The sequence below is a fragment of the Microcystis flos-aquae FACHB-1344 genome (assembly GCF_014698375.1).
Lineage (GTDB): Bacteria > Cyanobacteriota > Cyanobacteriia > Cyanobacteriales > Microcystaceae > Microcystis > Microcystis aeruginosa.
The window spans coordinates 1-17642 of the sequence record NZ_JACJSW010000210.1; the positions used below are offsets into that span (position 1 = coordinate 1).

A 17642-nucleotide genomic window follows, 5' to 3' on the forward strand; every position below is an offset into this window, starting at 1 on the left:
TAGCGTTAATTTTAGTCCCGACGGCAAGACATTGGTGAGCGGTAGTTGGCAGACTATCAAACTCTGGAATGTAGAAACAGGCCAAGAAATCCGCACCCTCAAGGGGCATGATAGCTATCTCTCAAGCGTTAATTTTAGTCCCGACGGCAAGACTTTAGTGAGCGGTAGTCAGGACAACACCATCAAACTCTGGAATGTCGAGACAGGAACAGAAATCCGCACCCTTACGGGGCATAATAGCCCTGTCAATAGCGTTAATTTTAGTCCCGACGGCAAGACATTGGTGAGCGGTAGTTGGCAGACTATCAAACTCTGGAATGTAGAAACAGGCCAAGAAATCCGCACCCTCAAGGGGCATGATAACTGGGTCAATAGCGTTAATTTTAGTCCCGACGGCAAGACTTTAGTGAGCGGTAGTCAGGACAACACTATCAAACTCTGGAATGTAGAAACAGGCCAAGAAATCCGCACCCTCAAGGGGCATGATAGCACTGTCATAAGCGTTAATTTTAGTCCCGACGGCGAGACTTTGGTGAGCGGTAGTTGGGACAACACTATCAAACTCTGGAATGTAAAGACAGGCAAAGAAATCCGCACCCTCAAGGGGCATGATAGCTCTGTCATAAGCGTTAATTTTAGTCCCGACGGCGAGACTTTGGTGAGCGGTAGTTGGGACAACACTATCAAACTCTGGAATGTAAAGACAGGCAAAGAAATCCGCACCCTCAAGGGGCATGATAGCTCTGTCATAAGCGTTAATTTTAGTCCCGACGGCAAGACTTTGGTGAGCGGTAGTGGTGACAAGACTATCAAACTCTGGAATGTAAAAACAGGCAAGGAAATCCGCACCCTCAAGGGGCATGATGAGCCTGTCAATAGCGTTAATTTTAGTCCCGACGGCAAGACTTTGGTGAGCGGTAGTAATGACAGCACCATCAAACTCTGGAATGTAGAAACAGGCCAAGAAATCCGCACCCTCAAGGGGCATGATAGCTCTGTCAATAGCGTTAATTTTAGTCCCGACGGCAAGACTTTGGTGAGCGGTAGTGGTGACAAGACTATCAAACTCTGGAATGGGTCAACAGGCGAAGAAATTCGCACCCTCAAGGGGCATGATAGCTCTGTCATAAGCGTTAATTTTAGTCCCGACGGCAAGACTTTGGTGAGCGGTAGTGAGGACAACACTATCAAACTCTGGAATGTAGAAACAGGCCAAGAAATCCGCACCCTCAAGGGGCATGATAACTGGGTCACAAGCGTTAATTTTAGCCCCGACGGCAAGACATTGGTGAGCGGTAGTTGGGACAACACCATCAAACTCTGGAATGTAGAAACAGGCCAAGAAATCCGCACCCTCAAGGGGCATGATAGCGGTGTCTATAGCGTTAATTTTAGCCCCGATGGTAAGAAATTAGCGACCGGTAGTGAGGACGGGACTATCAAACTCTGGAATGGAAACAATGGCTGGGATTTAGATGGTTTAATGGGGCGTAGTTGCGATTGGGTGCGGGTTTATTTGCACAATCCTAATTCTGGCGTTAAGGAGGAGGATAGACATTTGTGTGATGGGATTGGTGAGGAGAAGTGATAATATAGTTACATATTATGGAGATTTAGAGAAGAAAATGATCTTACTCAATTATTGTGAAAAAGCTTTACAAAAAGCACAATACAAAAGGCTAAATGACGGTACTTGGTTTGCTGAAATAGAAGGCTTTCAAGGCGTTTGGGGAAATGGATTGACCGTTGAAGAATGCCGTCAAGACTTACTAGAAGTTCTAGAAGAATGGATCATTTTAAAATTACAAGATGGCGACCCTTTACCTATCATAGATGGATTAGAAATTAAAGTTACAACAGTTGCAGAAGTTTAGTTATGCCATCAGCAATTTCTCGCAGAAAATTAATCAGAAAATTGAAAGCTTTAGGTTACACAGGGCCTTTTTCTGGTAGTAAACATCAATTTATGAAAAAGGGTCAACATAAAATTCGCATCCCTAACCCTCATGGAAATCAAGAAATCTCTATAGATTTAGTTAAGGAAATTCTCAAACAAGCGGGTATTAGTGATGAAGAATGGGACAACAGTTAAACAGTATTGGTTATATATTTAGGATTTGATCTTTATGATTCTTTTCATATCGCTTGCGCCGAATATGCTAGGATAGACGTATTGCTAACCACCGATGACAGATTACTGAGAAAAGCCATAAAATACAGTAAATTATTGCAAGTAAAATTAGCAGAATTAAATATCTTAACCAATTAATAAAGCGAGAAAGTATGAGCAACCCTTCTCGCTTTATTATAACTAAACCAACGCCTCCACAGCTTCTGGAACCACTGCCGTCTCAGTTGTGGGATTTTCCCCTAGGTAAATTCCCAAAGAACGGGCTGTTTTCACGATAAAACCCTCAGGATCCACGGGATAGGCACAGCGATGCTCTTGATGACATTGTTTGATAATTTTGATCACTGGTTTCAGGGGCAAACTACGCACTTGTCCCCCGCGCCAAATCACCACGCGATCGAGTTTTCCCTGTTCGATTAATTCTACGGCCTTAATGCCGAAAGCCGTGGCTAACAGTCGATCCATGGCCAAAGGAGGACGACTTCTTTGCAGGTGTCCCAAAGACATGGCCCGCACATCCATGGAATTGAGATAACAGAAGACGGGATCGGTAACGCACAAAGAGCGAGTTTTGTCAAATATTAATTTTTCTAAATAATCGGCAATATACTTCTCTTTTTGGTTATCTTCGTTTTTAACCCCCTCAGAAATCACAATAAGAGCGAATTTACGACCTTGAGCGCGTAATTCTGCCAAATGACGACAACAACCGTCGATAATTTCGGGAGTGAGAGCCGGGGTTAATTCGGGAATAAAAATCGCATCGGCACCCCCAGCAATCCCAGCATGAAGGGCTAGATGACCGGCATCTCTACCCATCACCTGCACAATCATCACCCTTTCGTGACTAGCGGCGGTAAAGGTGAGATCATACAAAGCTTGGGTGACGATATCGACGGCAGTGGTAAAACCGACTGCCCATTCCGTATAGGGAACGTCATTATCGATGGTTTTGGGAACCGCGATAATATTCCAATTGCCTTTCTGGGCGAGATCGTAGATGATATCGATGCTCCCATCGCCCCCGACGACGATCAGGGCATCTAATCCCAGCATTTCGTATCCTTGCAGGATTTTCGCAGCAATTTCTGGGTTTTCGGGATGTCCTTTGCTCAAAGAACCCAAGACACTACCACTAAGAAACTGCAAAACGTCTAATCCTTTCAAGACCCCGGGTAGGTTATAGCCATGCTGAGTCAGGATCAAATCTTGGGGGTGATATTTCCCCTCGGCAATCTGCATAAAACCGTCGGTCCCGTAGGGAATGCCGTACACATCCCAACCCTTGAGTTTTGATGATTTCACCACGGCACGAATTACCGCATTTAACCCCGGGCAATCGCCACCACTGGTCAGAATGCCGATTTTTTTCCTTTGATTCTCGTTCATGGTTATATCCTCCAGGATTTTTTTTTCTTTGTCGGGAGTCGGGTGGGTGTTAGGGTTTTGGGGTGTTAGGGTTTTAGGGTTTTAGGGTTTTAGGGTTTTAGGGTTTTGGGGTTTTGGGGTTTTAGGGTTTTAGGGTTTTAGTTGAAATTCCCCATTCCCCCATTTCCCCATTTCCCCATTTCCCCATTCCCCCATTCCCCCATTCCCACTTCCCACTTTTATTTGCTGGTGGTTTGAAAACGTTTCCAAACAGGTTCGTAACTTTGCAGAGCTTTCATATACTGTACCCGTTCAAAAGCAGTCGGATCTGGACAATTCATTTGACTCATACTGCCAATTAACTGCTCGATCGATTCGTACTCATTTTCTTCCAACCAATGCAATAAACCCTGTTCGATCTTGGTAATTTCCTCCAAACCGTGGCGTAATAAAACACTAACTAACATGGTCGCTTTTGCCCCCACCATCATCATTTTGATCACGTCGATGGCGTTATGAATACCACTGGTAGCGGCAAAATCCGTCGGTACACGACCGTAAAGCATGGCAATCCAGCGCAGGGGTAAACGCATCGCTTGGGGATTACTGAGGATAATATTGGGGTGAACATCCAAGGTTTCTAAGTCGATATCCGGCTGATAGAAACGGTTAAATAATACCAACCCATCGGCCCCCGCTTCCGCTAATTGTTTAGCCATATTGGCCGTATTGCTAAAGTAGGGACTTAACTTCATCGAGACGGGAATTGATACCTCCGATTTGACAATTTTGAGGATATCAATATAGTTTTGTTCGACGTGATTTCCGGTTAATTCCAGGTCGTTGGGAACATAATAAACATTCAACTCCAAAGCATCAGCGCCCGCTTGTTGAATTTGAATGGCATACTCCAACCATCCCCCAGAGGTCTCACCGTTGAGACTGGCAATAATGGGAATATCGACCATTTCTTTGGCTTTGCGAATATGGTTGAGATATTCGTCGGAACCAACGTGAAAAACCTCCGGTTCGGGAAAATAAGTCAAAGCTTCCGCAAAACTCTCGGCTCCGTGGGTAAAATGATGGTGTAGAGCCAGTCTTTCGTGTTTAATCTGCTCCTCGAAAAAGGAGTGTAAAACCACGGCAGCGGCTCCGAAGTCTTCCATTCTCTTGATATTGTCGATATCCTCGCTCAAGGGTGCGGCCGCACCGATAACTAGCGGCGATCGCAATTGCAAACCCATGTAGGTAGTGTGTAGATTCATAACTATTCGTTGCTCCCTGTACCTTTTGCTGCTAAATACTGATACATTTGCCAGCGCGTATCCACATCTGCTTGTGCTTCTTTGAGCAGACGTTTAGCTTCCTCCGGCTTACTGGTGGCCAACATCTTAAAGCGATTCTCCGAGTAGAGAGTTTGCGCTACGGTAAGCTTAGGCGCACGGCTGTCCAATTGTAGGGGATTTTTGCCTTCTTTAGCCAAATCGGGATGATAACGGTACATTAACCAGCGACCGCTTTCCACCACTTCTTTTTGATGGTTCATGGCGGTGGTCATGTTGATCCCGTGAGCAATACAGTGAGAATAGGCGATAATTAACGATGGCCCGTTGTAAGCTTCCGCTTCTAGGAAAGCTTTGATCGTTTGCTCGTTTCTTGCCCCCATAGCCACGCTGGCCACATAGACGTTACCGTAGGTCATGGCCATTAAACCGAGGTCTTTTTTCGGGCTGGGTTTGCCACCAGAAGCAAATTTAGCTACGGCGGCCCGAGGAGTAGCTTTCGAGGCCTGGCCGCCCGTATTCGAGTAAACTTCCGTATCCATGACCAAAATATTGACATTGCGACCACTGGCTAAAACGTGATCTAAGCCACCATAACCGATGTCGTAGGCCCAACCGTCACCCCCGACAATCCAGACGCTTTTCTTGACCAGATAATCGGCCACGGATAACAACATTTTCACCTGCGTGGTCGGGGTTAATTGCCCTAAACGGGATTTTAGGGCCTCTACCCGTTGCCGTTGTTCGTAAATTTCCGCTTCATCGACTTGGTGACAATTGAGAATATCTGCCGCTAGACTTTCTCCGATTTCACTAGCGAGGGTTCCTAACAGTTCTGCGGCAAATTCTGCCTGTTTATCGATGGAAACTCGGAATCCTAAGCCAAATTCGGCATTATCTTCAAAGAGGGAATTCGACCAGGCCGGACCGCGACCTTCGGCGTTAACTGCCCAGGGCGTTGTCGGTAAATTACCTCCGTAGATAGATGAACAACCGGTGGCATTAGCCACTATCATGCGATCGCCAAATAGCTGACTGACCAATTTAACGTAGGGAGTCTCACCACAACCGGCACAAGCGCCGGAAAACTCAAAGAGAGGTTCCTGCATTTGCTGATGGTTAATTTTATTGAGATTTAGGCTTAATCGGTCTGGATTAGGCAAATTAAGGAAGAAATCCCAGTTAACTCGTTCCTGTTCCCGCAGGGGCAATTGGGGAGCCATATTAATCGCTCTTAGACGCGGTTGCGATTTGTTTTTAGCGGGGCAAACATCAACACAGAGACCGCAACCGGTACAATCTTCGGCGGCCACTTGGATGGTGAATTTTAGCCCTTTCCAGTCGTGATCCTTGGCATTCGCGACTTTAAAGGTTTCCGGGGCCGTGGCTAATTCGGCCTCATCATAAACTTTCGAGCGAATAACGGCGTGGGGACAAACGAGAACGCATTTACCGCACTGAACACAGACATCCGCATCCCAAACGGGGATTTCTTGGGCAATATTGCGTTTTTCCCATTGGCTAGTGGCGGTGGGGTAAGTACCATCGTTGGGAAGGGCGCTAACGGGCAATTCATCCCCGTGACGGGCGATAATTTTGCCGAGGACTTCTCGCACGAAAGCGGGTGCAGTGTCGGGAATTGGTGGTCTTAATTCAAAAGCTTCAGGGGTGACAGTGGCGGGAATTGAGACTTGATAGAGGTGTTCTAGGGCAGAATCCACGGCTTTAATGTTCATCTGCACGATTTCTTCGCCTTTCTTGCCGTAGGTCTTGCGGATGGCTTTTTTAATTTGTGCGATCGCATCTTCCCGCGACAAAACCCCCGCTAGGGCAAAGAAACACACCTGCATAACGGTATTAATCCGACTGCCCATCCCCGCTTCTTTGGCTACTTGAGTGGCATTAATCGTATAAACTTGCAGATTTTTATCGATGATAGTTTGCTGGAGATGGCGGGGTAAGTGACTAAACACCTCATCCGGTGGATAGGGACTATTGAGGAGAAAAATTGAGTTCGATTTAGCGGTTTCTAGCAGATCAAATTGTTCGACAAATTCCCACTGATGACAGGCGATAAAGTTAGCATCGGTGATTAAATAGGTAGAGCGAATCGGATGGGGGCCAAAGCGTAGGTGAGAAACGGTGACAGACCCAGATTTTTTGGAATCATAGACGAAATAACCCTGGGCATAATTATCAGTATCTTCACCGATAATTTTAATTGAATTTTTGTTAGCTCCCACCGTACCATCGGAACCTAAACCGTAGAAAACCGCCCGCACTACTTCGTCCGGTTCGGTGGAAAAACTGCGGTCATATTCCAGACTGGAAAAGGTAAGATCGTCAACGATACCAATAGTGAAGTGATTTTTCGGTTTGTCGAGACTTAAGTTATCAAATATGCCAGCAATCATGGCTGGAGTAAATTCTTTGGAAGATAAACCGTAGCGTCCTCCCACAATTTTCGGCAGCTTCCCTTCGTAGTTTTCCATAAAGGCATTTACCACGTCTAAATATAGCGGATCGCCCCCGGCACCGGGTTCTTTACAGCGATCTAAAACGGCTATTTTTTTCACCGTGGTGGGCAGAGCTGCCAGTAATTTTTCGGCGGCAAAGGGACGATAGAGACGAACTTTTAAAACCCCAACTTTAGCCCCATTTTGATTGAGATAATCGACGGTTTCATGGACGGTTTCCCCTCCCGATCCCATTAACATAATCACTCTTTCGGCATCGGGCGCACCGTGGTATTCATAGAGATGGTATTGCCGTCCTGTTAATTGGGCAAAACGATCCATAATTTTTTGAGTGATATCGGGACAAGCATGATAGAAAGGATTGACGCTTTCCCTTGCCTGGAAATAAACATCGGGATTTTGTGCCGTGCCTCGTAAAACCGGTCGATCGGGAGTTAAAGCCCTTTGACGATGGGCAATAATTAGGTCTTCATCGATCAGTTCTTTGAGAGTTTCATCGCTAATTAATTCGACTTTTTGCACCTCATGACTGGTACGAAAACCATCAAAAAAGTGCAGAAAAGGAATCCTGGTTTCTAGGGTGGTAGCTGTGGCAATAGCCGCCAGATCTTGAGCTTCTTGAACGGAATTAGCCGCTAACATAGCCCAACCCGTACTTCTGGCAGACATGACATCACTATGATCCCCAAAAATTGACAATCCTTGGGCTGCTAAAGCACGGGCCGCCACATGAACCACTGAAGAGGTTAATTCCCCCGCAATTTTGTAGAAGTTGGGGAGCATTAATAATAATCCCTGCGAGGAAGTGAAAGTGGTAGTTAAAGAGCCTGTTTGTAGCGCTCCGTGCAGGGTTCCCGCTGCCCCACCTTCGCTCTGCATTTCGATTACGGAAGGGATGGTTCCCCAGAGATTAGCTCTGCGTTCGGCCGCCCAACTATCGGACCATTCACCCATAGGCGAGGAGGGAGTGATAGGATAAATAGCGATCACTTCACTGAGACGATAGGCAACGCGTGCAACAGCTTCGTTACCGTCTATGGTTGCATAGGTTTTTGTGGTCATGTGTTCCCCTTAGTTTTTACGATATTTGTCGGGATTTTAAGTTTTTTTACGGCTCAATTTCGCACTAAATATCCTCTCGTTTCCCTGACAACCGAAGGATTTTCTTGAGCGTCGCTTTTGACTCCCTATCTACTATTGGACGCTTACGGCAGACAGGCTTAAGTAGAGCAATTTTTCTGTCTCCACCTCGATCATTATCCAGATTCTCGGCTTTCTAGCAATTCGTTATTTTTTCTTAATACGCTGCTGAGTTTGCCAGCAACCGACCCTGGGATTAATTAATATTCAGAATTGAGATAAAAATTAATGATACTTTTAAAAAAAAAGTGCTAGGTCAGAAGATAAGCTGTTGACTATCTAAATTACTCGTTAAGACTGCATGGGAGAAGGGAGAAGGAATTATGAATTATTAATTAGGGTTTGCGGCAAAAAGTTTTTCGGTGGTGGCAGGGTGTGGGGTGTAGGGTGTAGGGTGTGGGGTGTCGGAAGAATAAATAGAAATAATCTCCTGTCTCGGAGTCTCCTGTCTCGGAGTCTCCTAACCAAGCACGACAACTTTTGATTTTTGGAAGAGATCTAATAACCAGTTGATTTAGTCAGCCGATGAAGTTAAGATGTACTAGGTTAAACACAAATGAACTAAAGTACAAATTATCTTAACCCAAGCATAGGAAAATAGATCATGACTAACCTCGAATCCCTTACTCAAGCGCAACAGGAGTTGTACGACTGGCTAATTGAGTATATTCGCACTACTCAACACGCCCCTTCCATCCGGCAAATGATGCGAGCGATGAATTTACGCTCTCCCGCACCGATTCAAAGCCGTTTAGAACGTTTACGCGCCAAAGGCTATATTGATTGGACAGAAGGAAAAGCACGCACCCTGCGGATTCTCAAACAACCAGTGCAAGGTTTACCGGTTCTGGGTGCGATCGCTGCTGGTGGTTTAGTGGAACCCTTCACCGATGTGGAAGAAAAACTCGATCTTTCTAACCTGTTGCAACGCAGCCAAGACTGTTATGCTCTGCGGGTTTCCGGAGACAGTATGATCGAGGATCATATTGCCGATGGGGATCTGGTGATTATGCGTTCTCTCACGGGTAATGAAGCGGTGTCCAATGGGGAAATCGTCGCCGCTAGAGTCGAAGGCCACGGCACTACTTTAAAACGTTTCTACCAAGAAGGAGAAATCATCACTCTCCAACCCTCTAATCAAAAATATCAACCAATTACAGCCAATACCGAACAAGTACAAGTGCAAGGGGTTTTGGTTGGTGTTTGGCGCGGTTATTAGCCAAAACTGGGGCGCACTTAAGCGCCCCGATCATTTTTCCTCTCCTTGGCTTCTGGAAAAGAATCGGGTGGGCCAACTAGGATAATATAAGGGTTTCAGCCTATCCCGAACTCAGGTGTTTTAACTTTTATGCCCAAAAAACAGAAATATCCCCATCTCTTGGGATCAAAATGGACGGCAAAACAAAAAACATGGGGCTGGCGACATTTTCAAGTGGTCAATCGTCAAAATCGCGGTCAATGGGTTTTTGCTGAATTAGTCGCTTCCTGCGATCCGACTGTCCGCTTCTGGATTAATGCTAAACAGTTGCAAGATGCGAATCTTTGGCAATCAGGTTGGCAAACCCTAACGGAAATGAACCAACCCGACAGCACCGACGAGATTATTGTTAATTAAGTAGGTAGGCGTTAAAAATTATCAGATGCCCCCCTTATTAAGGGGGGATTAAGGGGGGATCGAACCTAAAATCCATTTTTAATTTAATTATAACCAGCTACTTAAATGCAGTACAGCCTATTACTGTTCCATAAAAGTCCGCACCGTACCATCAGAACCAAGAACTAGACGCAATTGAGGATTACCAGGGATATCGAGGGGAGAAACAAAAGGTTGATTGAGCAGGGGCATATTAGTGCGATCGAGATAGATTTTCGCCGCCTGTCCCAGGGGAATAATCTGTTTTAGGGAACCATCCTGATTTAAGACCAAACGGTACTCTAGAGTATGCTTGAGACTTTCCGGCGGTTGCCAACGGGATTGAAAATATTCTCTGGTTTCTGCCACTTGGGGAATGGTATCTAGTAAATTCGTCTCTGGGGCTTTAGCGGTACTTGTGGGCGGTTTGGGGTCTAAATTGGCATTTTCGGGGTTAATAGGGCTTATAGGCGGTAAATTGGGCAATTTTGGCGGTGCTGGAGTCGGATTCATCGTGGTGGGGGGAAGATTTGCCAGTGCATTTGTACCCTGAGCGCCAGTGACGGGGGGGGCAGTAATCGGGATTTTCTCATTATTCGGTTCAATTACGATCGCCGTGCCGCCAGGGAGCGAACCCGTGACTGGTGGCGGCGGTAAAGTGGGCGGCGGAATCACTAGGGGGACGCTAGAGGGGCGTACTGGCACTGGAACGGTTCCCACGGGCGGCGGTGGCGGTAAAGGGGTTTTATTGCCCAAATTTGCCGGTAACTGCGGGTTTGGGGCGGCCGTTCCCGTGGGGGGTAAAGGCAGCGTTGGCAAGGGTTGGGGAATCTTGGCACTATTGGGATCAGTGGTTAAATCATTGTTGGCCACTTGTTGCTGTTGATAAAATGCGATCGCTATTCCCCCGATAGTTATTAGGGCTGAGGCGATTAATCCCGTCCACATCAGGGCATTTTTTCGAGTTTTCTGGCGAATTAATGGGGGTATTAGGGGGCTTTCATGGTTATATTCCCCTAAAGCATTGGCTAGATCGAATAATTGCGATGTGGTTAATTCGATCTCCTGTTTATCCCGATCGGTTAGCAGGGAACCTAAAAATAATTGATGCTGCAGAAGTCCCTGACAACGGAGAGAGGGTAAGGAGGGGAGATGGCTTTCGGGGGAACCACTAGCCACGAAAGAGAGGGTAGAAACGGGACTAGAGAGTAAATTCTGCACATAATTAGCGACAATTTCCCCTAGGAGTTGTAATTGTGTGCGATCGCCTTTGATCGTCACCTGTTTTTCCTCACTCAATCTAGGATCATCAAAGCGCAATTGAAAGTGGGCATCGTTTAAGACATTTTTACCTAGCCAAACCGCCAGAGGCGAACTATTTCCCCAAATTTCTAGGGTACAGGTGGGGGGTGTATATTTGCGAATTAGATTACTCATTTTTAGTTATCGGTGGGAATTATGAATTATGAATTATGAATTATGAACTGGGAAGAATAAATAAAAAATAATCGCCTGAATACTGACTCCTGAATACTGACTCCTGAATACTGACTCCTGATAGCCTTTTTACTTTTTACTTGCCAAAAGGGTGTGCCAGAGAAGGAGATGACTGCGGGGGCTGCTGTAGAACAATAAATCGATTAATAATTTCCAAGCTAGGGAAGTTAGGCTAGAATCACTGAGATTATTTTCCGATATTTCTGGGTATTTTAAGCGAAAATTAGCGATATAATTGCCCAAAAGCGTGGTTTTGACTGGTTCTTGTCCTTGAGTTCCCACTTGTTCCAAGAGAATTACGGCGCGACGGATTAACTCTTGCTTTTTTTGGGCTAGATGACAGAGGAGGAGAACTAGAGAACGGATGTCCGCTAGGGAGAGGTTTGACTGGGGTTGCCAGTAGTGGGCAACTAGGCGATCGCTTGTATCCAGATCTAAGGCTAATTCTTGGGCTGCTTGGGTGATAGACTCGGAGTCTAAATTAGCTAGAGAGACTAAAGCAACCAAAATCAGGTTTAAATAGCTATTAATATTCTCTAACTGCTCGTTACTGGGTGAGATAGCTAGGGGTAAATCCTCACCCGTGGAGGACTCGGCAGACTGAGGCATAGTCAAGGACATAGATAATAAGGAATTGCCAGCAGAAAAACTTGGTTTTAGGAGAAAAAATCACTGGTTCTAAAGTGTCATCGCCAATTTTGGCTCTGAAACCCCGTTCTCAAAGGACGGCTTTACTATGAAATAGTAGCGCATTTACACGATATATGCTAGAATGTGAGATATGGAGAAAGCCTATTCGTTTCGATTTTACCCCACAGCAGAACAAGAGTCGCTATTGCGGCGCACCTTGGGCTGTGTAAGATTAGTTTACAATAAAGCTCTCCATCTCAGAACACAAGCTTGGTACGAAAGACAAGAAAGAGTAGGATATACTGAAACTTCTTCAATGCTAACCGATTGGAAAAAACAAGAAGAATTAGAGTTTTTAAACGAAGTTAGCTGTGTACCTTTACAACAAGGGTTAAGACATTTACAAACAGCTTTCACTAACTTCTTTGCTGGTCGTACTAAGTATCCTAACTTTAAGAAAAAACATCAAGGAGGAAGTGCCGAATTTACCAAATCTGCTTTTAAGTTCAAAGACAGACAAATCTATTTAGCTAAATGCACAGAACCTTTACCTATTCGATGGTCAAGACAAATACCAGACGGATGTGAACCAAGTACAGTAACGGTCAGATTACATCCCTCTGGACGTTGGCATATCTCAATAAGATTTGATGACCCAACGATTAAGCCTTTACCAGTAACAGATAAAGCCATTGGAATTGACTTAGGAATTAGTAGCCTCGTGATTACCAGCGATGGCGATAAAGTATCTAATCCTAAGCATTTTAAGAAACATTATCAGAGGTTGCGAAGAGCATCGAAAAATCTTTCTAGAAAACAGAAAGACTCAAAGAATCGAGAAAAGGCAAAAATCAAAGTAGCCAAAATTCACGCTCAAATCACCGATAGCAGGAAAGACCATTTACACAAGCTAACCACTCAATTAGTTCGTGAAAACCAAACGATTGTGGTTGAGAATTTAGCCATCAAGAATATGGTCAAAAACCCGAAATTATCTCAGGCAATATCTGATGTAAGCTGGGGAGAAATCACCCGACAATTAGCCTATAAATGCCGTTGGTACGGGAAAAATTACATCGAAATAGATAGATGTTTTCCCAGTTCTAAACGGTGCAGTAATTGTGGGTATATTGTGAAAAAGCTGCCGTTAAATGTTCGAGAGTGGGACTGTCCGAACTGTGGGACGCACCATGACCGAGACATTAACGCCAGTAAAAATATTTTGGCCGCAGGGCTTGCGGTGTCAGTCTGTGGAGCGACCATAAGACCAGAACAGAGTAAATCTGTGAAGGCAGGTGCGAAAAATCCTTCGGGAAAGAAGCAGAAACCTAAATCGTGAGGTTTGGGAATCGCCGTCCGTTTTACGGCGGCGAGGATGTCAAATAATTTAGATTGTTCTTTTCTTGCACGTCCGCTCACCGATTGCCTCCCAGCCAATGAGTTTAGAATCCGCTACCGATGAAGTCATTAAGCAAAATTTAGAACAATTTCTAATTGTTTTGTCCGTTTCCCTGAGTGTGGCCACGGTTTCGAGGATTTTTAGCTGGTTTCGCCAAATTCCTTACACCCTATTGTTAGTGATAGTCGGTTTGGGTTTAGCTTTTATCGATATCCGTCTGGTGAACCTATCCCCCGAACTGATTCTAGAAATTTTTCTGCCCCCTTTGCTATTTGAAGCCGCTTGGAATACACGCTGGCGAGATCTGAAGGATAATTGGATTCCCGTCAGTCTTTTCGCTATTGTCGGCGTAATTATCTCGATTTTCGGGGTTGGTTTTGCCCTAGATGAATTGACCAATTTACCCCTATTTACGGCCTTATTAGTGGGTGCGAGCCTTTCTTCTACGGATCCCGTCGCTGTTGTCGCTCTTTTTCGCGAATTGGGGGCCAGTAAAAACCTCACCGTGCTTTTGGAAGGGGAAAGCTTATTTAATGATGGGGTCGCTGTCGTCGCTTTCGCTCTTTTGGTGGAAATTCCCCTCGGTGCTAGTGGTCTATCCTTGGAGACAACCATTAGCCGGATTGCCGCTTTTATCGGTATCGGGGTGGCAGTGGGTTGTTTAGTGGGTTTTGGTATTTCCTATCTGACTCAACGTCTCGATTTACCCCTAGTGGAACAGTCTTTAACTCTTGTGTCCGCCTACGGTGCTTATTTATTAACCGAGGAGTTCGGGGGTTCGGGGGTAATCGGAGTGGTGACTACGGGGATTATTTTAGGGAATTTTGGCTCTAGAATTAGTATGAGTCCCCGTACCCGCCTATTAGTCACGCAATTCTGGGAGTTTCTCGCTTTTTTTGTCAATTCGATCGTTTTTCTCCTCATCGGCGATCAGATCCGTCTCTCCAGTTTAGCCGATAATCTCAATTTAATTTTTATCACGATCGCTGCCGTGGTAGCGGCCCGTTTTCTGGCTACCTTTGCTTTGGCAACTGTTAGTAATGCCTTGATGGAAACTAAAATTAATTGGCGGGAAAAAACGGTTTTATGGTGGGGAGGTTTGCGCGGTTCCGTTTCTATTGCCCTAGCTTTAAGTGTGCCGGTTATTTTTCCCAATCGTCAGGATATCATCGATATCGTCTTCGGAGTTGTTCTCTTTACCCTTTTGGTTCAGGGATTAACTATTCAAACTTTCCTATCGAGATTAGACTTGATCGGTGATCAACCAATTCGAGAAAACTATGCGGAACTTTTAGCCCGACGGGTAGCTTTAAAAAGGGTTTTAGACTATCTTTCTAAGTTAGATAAATCTCCCGATGTTGCCCCCGAATTCTTTAGTTATGAGCAGCATCTCGTCAAAGAAAAGTTAAAGACTGTAGAAGCGGAAATACAATCTCTCAACGATAGTTATCCCCAATTACAGCTATTGACAATGGAACAACTTCGGGAAACCCTCCTAGATATCGAAGCTGATACCTACGCTGAATTTATTCGATCTGGCCGTTTAACTAGCAATTTATCCCCCGTCCTCCAAGAAATTCTCGCTGAAAGTAAAATTACTGATCAGTAGGACTATGTTGGGGTATATACAATCAATCTCAATTCTCCTAACGACCAACGACTGGGTTTTATGACAAAAACCCCTTCATTAATTGCAGGGGTTTTTGTGGGGTTTTATGGGGGATTTTAGGAGACTTTTGTAGTTTCTTTTTCAGTGGATTGGGAGGGTTTCAGTTTGCGTTTGAGGGTGGAAGCTGCGCCGAGTGTGCCGAGGGCGAGGAGACTGAGGATGGTAGAGGGTTCGGGAACATGGGTAAAATTAACTGAAAGAACCCATCCAGATTTATTTTTAATATCAAATGATGCGTCCGTGAAATCTCCTGGATTGAACTTTTTATAACTAAACTTGAACAAATCTAGATGGTTTGTAGGTTCGTGAGGATCTGTCAATTGTACCTGTGAAGGTAATACACGATTTAGACCAAATTGAAGCCCAGTTAGATTAGTGGGTTCGTCATGAGGAGCTATGTTATGTTTGATATCAGAGACAAATATATTATTTCCATAACTGCCTCCTAAATCTACAGGAAAATTAATTTTTCCCTGTGTTTGTTCCCGTGCAGTTACAGACCAATGAAAACCAATTGTGTCACCCCCACCATTTTGAGGATTTAAATCCCAAAACAAGTCCGCCTTAAATAAAGGTTTCGTATCAGTACGAATAATAGAGCCAATATAACCAGCTTTAGACTCTTCAGAAATACATAAAGATAAGCTGTACAAAATTAAGCTACTAGCGAAGATGTTTATTGCTAACTTTTTACTCATTTTAACAAAAGCTCCTTTTTGAACTGGCGGTTTTACAAGGATGATACACATCCCCCCCCCCACAACTGTATCAAAAGTTACAATTTAATAAATCTTTATATTCTTCTCCCTGGCTTAGGGATTCATAGGGGAAAGAGTCTCAGGTATTTTCCCCTGTTTTACTGCTTCTCAGGCGACCGATCGCCTTCCGTGAGGGATTGTGGCGCGGTGTGTCAGATTCGGTAATAGGGTTCAAAATTTCGCTAACATTGTTAAGTAGCTGGTTATAATTAAATTAAAAATGGATTTTAGGTTCGATCCCCCCTGCCCCCCTTGATAAGGGGGGTGCCGATAGGCGGGGGGATCTGATGATTTTTAACGCCTACCTACTTAGGTGATTATTTATTATGAGTATGTCGAGAGAGGAACAATTAAAGCTCCTTGGTCAGATGAAAGATTCTGATATAGATTATTCAGATATAGCTGCTACTGATGCCGAATTTTGGCAAGAAGCTACTGTAGAAGCTGCCCGTTGGATGGTATCGAGGGAAACGCCCATCGCCAGTAGGGGCAATTCATGAATTGCCCCTACTCCGTACCTACCAACTGGGTTTTAAGTTTTATGATGCCTTACATCTGGCTTTTGCTGAAGCGGGGGGCGCTGATATTTTCCTGACCACCGATGACAGGCTGCTGCGAAAAGCTCAACAATATAGAGATTCAATTAACGTAATGGTAGAGAATCCCTCGCTTTTAGCGATGGGAGTGTCAAAGGAGGATGGCAATGAAATTAGCTGAACTGAGAAAACAAGGATATCAAGCTTTAGTTGACTCTTTAGGGGTGGTGGGAATGCTCCGCTTCCTGCAACAATTGGAAGTCGGCCATGGCGATTACACCGCCGAGCGACACCAGTGGTTAGATGAACTGACCCTCGCCGATTTTCAGAGCTACGTTCAACAAAAGAAAAGTATCAATGGTGGGGAGTTAGGGGGTTAGAAGGCAAGAACTGGCTCTTCTGGTTTCTGTGTGGAAACGAGGTCTATACTGATAGAATATCCGCCAAATAGCACTGAAAGTCTTGCCTGATCAGCATTTCACGATTCCATAGGCAAAAATTATCAGACAAAATCGAGAAGAGCCATTAATTCTGTCGGGGTGATTAGAAAGGAATATCGTCTAAATTTTCCTCCACTGGTGTGTCGCTAGGTTGCCAAGCGGAAGGATTAGAAAGTTCATAGGATGCGTCGTATTCAAAATCCCCAGTGGAGACAGGTGCGACGGGTTTTTCCACCTCGGTTTTATTCGATTTGTGGGTATTGATTGGCACGACTTTTTCCGGAGTCGGGGCTGCCATTTCACCGCTACTCATGCTGCCGTCAAGATGATAGAGATGACTAATGACTAATTCGGCCCGTTTTTCCTTAAAACCTTCGGGACGATCGATCGTCTGCATCGAGAGACGACCTTCTAAAATTACCTGATCACCTTCATGATAATTCTGAGCGACTTCTGAGGCCAAATTTCCCCAAGCTACGGCCCTTAAATTAGTCGGGGTTGCCTCGGCACGATTGGCAGAAAACTCGACTAACATTTGAGCGTAGGGAGTTTGATTATCTTGGGTATAACGTAATTCGGGACGACGGACAATTTTAGCCATTAAAATGCAACTGTTCATGGTCGAAAATTAGTCTGAATTTTTCTAATAGCACCATTGTACTGAAAAAGTACAAGGATCAC

Annotated in this window: 18 protein-coding genes; 11 read left to right on the plus strand and 7 right to left on the minus strand. The window is 44.9% G+C overall.

Annotated elements, in window-relative coordinates; genetic code table 11:
- The 4 genes from H6G48_RS21680 to H6G48_RS21695 all read left to right on the plus strand — a co-directional run.
- Positions 1–1588: WD40 repeat domain-containing protein (locus tag H6G48_RS21680; RefSeq protein ID WP_242034729.1), on the plus strand; the 1588-nt coding region annotated here is incomplete at its 5' end.
- A gap of 37 nt (positions 1589–1625) precedes the next feature.
- The gene (locus tag H6G48_RS21685; RefSeq protein ID WP_002736552.1) at positions 1626–1874 is read left to right on the plus strand and encodes a type II toxin-antitoxin system HicB family antitoxin; all 249 of its coding nucleotides are present in this window, start codon (positions 1626–1628) and stop codon (positions 1872–1874) included.
- 2 nt (positions 1875–1876) lie between these two features.
- A complete protein-coding gene (locus tag H6G48_RS21690; protein ID WP_002797028.1) occupies positions 1877–2092 on the plus strand; it encodes a type II toxin-antitoxin system HicA family toxin in 216 nt (71 codons plus the stop codon).
- Positions 2093–2098: 6 nt separating this feature from the next.
- The gene (locus H6G48_RS21695; RefSeq protein WP_002735249.1) at positions 2099–2269 is read left to right on the plus strand and encodes a hypothetical protein; all 171 of its coding nucleotides are present in this window, start codon (positions 2099–2101) and stop codon (positions 2267–2269) included.
- Between the two features lie 42 nt (positions 2270–2311).
- Here H6G48_RS21695 and H6G48_RS21700 read toward each other — a convergent pair whose 3' ends face one another.
- From H6G48_RS21700 to nifJ, 3 genes are all read right to left on the minus strand, one after another.
- Entirely contained in the window at positions 2312–3520 is a 1209-nt protein-coding gene (locus tag H6G48_RS21700) for an ATP-dependent 6-phosphofructokinase (protein ID WP_190723157.1), read from the minus strand.
- Between the two features lie 218 nt (positions 3521–3738).
- Positions 3739–4764 carry a dihydroorotate dehydrogenase-like protein gene (locus H6G48_RS21705; protein WP_147073068.1) on the minus strand — a complete coding sequence of 342 codons (1026 nt, stop codon included), beginning with the start codon at positions 4762–4764 and terminating at the stop codon, positions 3739–3741.
- Between the two features lie 2 nt (positions 4765–4766).
- A complete protein-coding gene (gene nifJ / locus H6G48_RS21710) occupies positions 4767–8321 on the minus strand; it encodes a pyruvate:ferredoxin (flavodoxin) oxidoreductase (RefSeq protein ID WP_190723158.1) in 3555 nt (1184 codons plus the stop codon).
- A 682-nt stretch (positions 8322–9003) separates the two neighbouring features.
- On the opposite strand from nifJ, the gene lexA reads away from it, so the two are divergent.
- Together lexA and H6G48_RS21720 are read left to right on the plus strand one after the other, a co-directional pair.
- The gene (gene lexA, locus H6G48_RS21715) at positions 9004–9618 is read left to right on the plus strand and encodes a transcriptional repressor LexA (RefSeq protein WP_002758280.1); all 615 of its coding nucleotides are present in this window, start codon (positions 9004–9006) and stop codon (positions 9616–9618) included.
- Positions 9619–9747: 129 nt separating this feature from the next.
- Entirely contained in the window at positions 9748–10014 is a 267-nt protein-coding gene (locus H6G48_RS21720; RefSeq protein ID WP_002800208.1) for a TIGR02450 family Trp-rich protein, read from the plus strand.
- Positions 10015–10134: 120 nt separating this feature from the next.
- Here H6G48_RS21720 and H6G48_RS21725 read toward each other — a convergent pair whose 3' ends face one another.
- Complete coding sequence (locus H6G48_RS21725) at positions 10135–11469, minus strand: DUF4335 domain-containing protein (RefSeq protein WP_190723159.1); 1335 nt, start codon at positions 11467–11469, stop codon at positions 10135–10137.
- A 129-nt stretch (positions 11470–11598) separates the two neighbouring features.
- Positions 11599–12138, minus strand: a complete 540-nt coding sequence (locus H6G48_RS21730; RefSeq protein WP_190723160.1) for a DUF3038 domain-containing protein — start codon at positions 12136–12138, stop codon at positions 11599–11601.
- A 172-nt stretch (positions 12139–12310) separates the two neighbouring features.
- On the opposite strand from H6G48_RS21730, the gene H6G48_RS21735 reads away from it, so the two are divergent.
- Positions 12311–13498, plus strand: a complete 1188-nt coding sequence (locus H6G48_RS21735; protein WP_190723161.1) for an RNA-guided endonuclease InsQ/TnpB family protein — start codon at positions 12311–12313, stop codon at positions 13496–13498.
- A 97-nt stretch (positions 13499–13595) separates the two neighbouring features.
- Positions 13596–15167, plus strand: a complete 1572-nt coding sequence (locus tag H6G48_RS21740) for a Na+/H+ antiporter (protein WP_125730547.1) — start codon at positions 13596–13598, stop codon at positions 15165–15167.
- Between the two features lie 116 nt (positions 15168–15283).
- On the opposite strand, the gene H6G48_RS26565 is transcribed toward H6G48_RS21740, so the two are convergent.
- Positions 15284–15925 (minus strand): PEP-CTERM sorting domain-containing protein, encoded by a 642-nt coding sequence (locus tag H6G48_RS26565; protein ID WP_242034730.1) that lies wholly within the window; start codon positions 15923–15925, stop codon positions 15284–15286.
- Between the two features lie 386 nt (positions 15926–16311).
- Between H6G48_RS26565 and H6G48_RS21750 the strand changes: the two genes are divergently transcribed.
- From H6G48_RS21750 to H6G48_RS21760, 3 genes are read left to right on the plus strand one after another with little or no spacing between them, the layout of a single operon-like run.
- A complete protein-coding gene (locus H6G48_RS21750) occupies positions 16312–16485 on the plus strand; it encodes a hypothetical protein (RefSeq protein WP_172456625.1) in 174 nt (57 codons plus the stop codon).
- Position 16486: 1 nt separating this feature from the next.
- Positions 16487–16702: a PIN domain-containing protein gene (locus tag H6G48_RS21755; protein WP_190723162.1), complete on the plus strand. Its 216-nt coding sequence runs from the start codon at positions 16487–16489 to the stop codon at positions 16700–16702.
- A complete protein-coding gene (locus H6G48_RS21760) occupies positions 16689–16901 on the plus strand; it encodes a hypothetical protein (RefSeq protein WP_002758270.1) in 213 nt (70 codons plus the stop codon). Before H6G48_RS21755 ends, H6G48_RS21760 begins: the two co-directional genes overlap by 14 nt.
- Positions 16902–17064: 163 nt before the next feature.
- Here the strand turns inward: H6G48_RS21760 and H6G48_RS21765 are convergent, their stop codons facing one another.
- Positions 17065–17580, minus strand: coding sequence for a single-stranded DNA-binding protein (locus H6G48_RS21765; RefSeq protein WP_190723163.1), 516 nt, complete (start codon positions 17578–17580; stop codon positions 17065–17067).
- Positions 17581–17642: the final 62 nt, after the last annotated feature.

Excerpts from the sequence above, each read along its gene's own strand:
- H6G48_RS21685 (WP_002736552.1), top strand. The coding sequence starts at position 1,626 with ATGATCTTACTCAATTATTGTGAAAAAGCTTTACAAAAAGCACAATAC.
- H6G48_RS21690 (WP_002797028.1), top strand. The coding sequence starts at position 1,877 with ATGCCATCAGCAATTTCTCGCAGAAAATTAATCAGAAAATTGAAAGCT.
- H6G48_RS21700 (WP_190723157.1), bottom strand. The coding sequence starts at position 3,520 with ATGAACGAGAATCAAAGGAAAAAAATCGGCATTCTGACCAGTGGTGGC.
- H6G48_RS21705 (WP_147073068.1), bottom strand. The coding sequence starts at position 4,764 with ATGAATCTACACACTACCTACATGGGTTTGCAATTGCGATCGCCGCTA.
- nifJ (WP_190723158.1), bottom strand. The coding sequence starts at position 8,321 with ATGACCACAAAAACCTATGCAACCATAGACGGTAACGAAGCTGTTGCA.
- lexA (WP_002758280.1), top strand. The coding sequence starts at position 9,004 with ATGACTAACCTCGAATCCCTTACTCAAGCGCAACAGGAGTTGTACGAC.
- H6G48_RS21720 (WP_002800208.1), top strand. The coding sequence starts at position 9,748 with ATGCCCAAAAAACAGAAATATCCCCATCTCTTGGGATCAAAATGGACG.
- H6G48_RS21725 (WP_190723159.1), bottom strand. The coding sequence starts at position 11,469 with ATGAGTAATCTAATTCGCAAATATACACCCCCCACCTGTACCCTAGAA.
- H6G48_RS21730 (WP_190723160.1), bottom strand. The coding sequence starts at position 12,138 with ATGCCTCAGTCTGCCGAGTCCTCCACGGGTGAGGATTTACCCCTAGCT.
- H6G48_RS21735 (WP_190723161.1), top strand. The coding sequence starts at position 12,311 with ATGGAGAAAGCCTATTCGTTTCGATTTTACCCCACAGCAGAACAAGAG.
- H6G48_RS21740 (WP_125730547.1), top strand. The coding sequence starts at position 13,596 with ATGAGTTTAGAATCCGCTACCGATGAAGTCATTAAGCAAAATTTAGAA.
- H6G48_RS26565 (WP_242034730.1), bottom strand. The coding sequence starts at position 15,925 with ATGAGTAAAAAGTTAGCAATAAACATCTTCGCTAGTAGCTTAATTTTG.
- H6G48_RS21750 (WP_172456625.1), top strand. The coding sequence starts at position 16,312 with ATGAGTATGTCGAGAGAGGAACAATTAAAGCTCCTTGGTCAGATGAAA.
- H6G48_RS21760 (WP_002758270.1), top strand. The coding sequence starts at position 16,689 with ATGAAATTAGCTGAACTGAGAAAACAAGGATATCAAGCTTTAGTTGAC.
- H6G48_RS21765 (WP_190723163.1), bottom strand. The coding sequence starts at position 17,580 with ATGAACAGTTGCATTTTAATGGCTAAAATTGTCCGTCGTCCCGAATTA.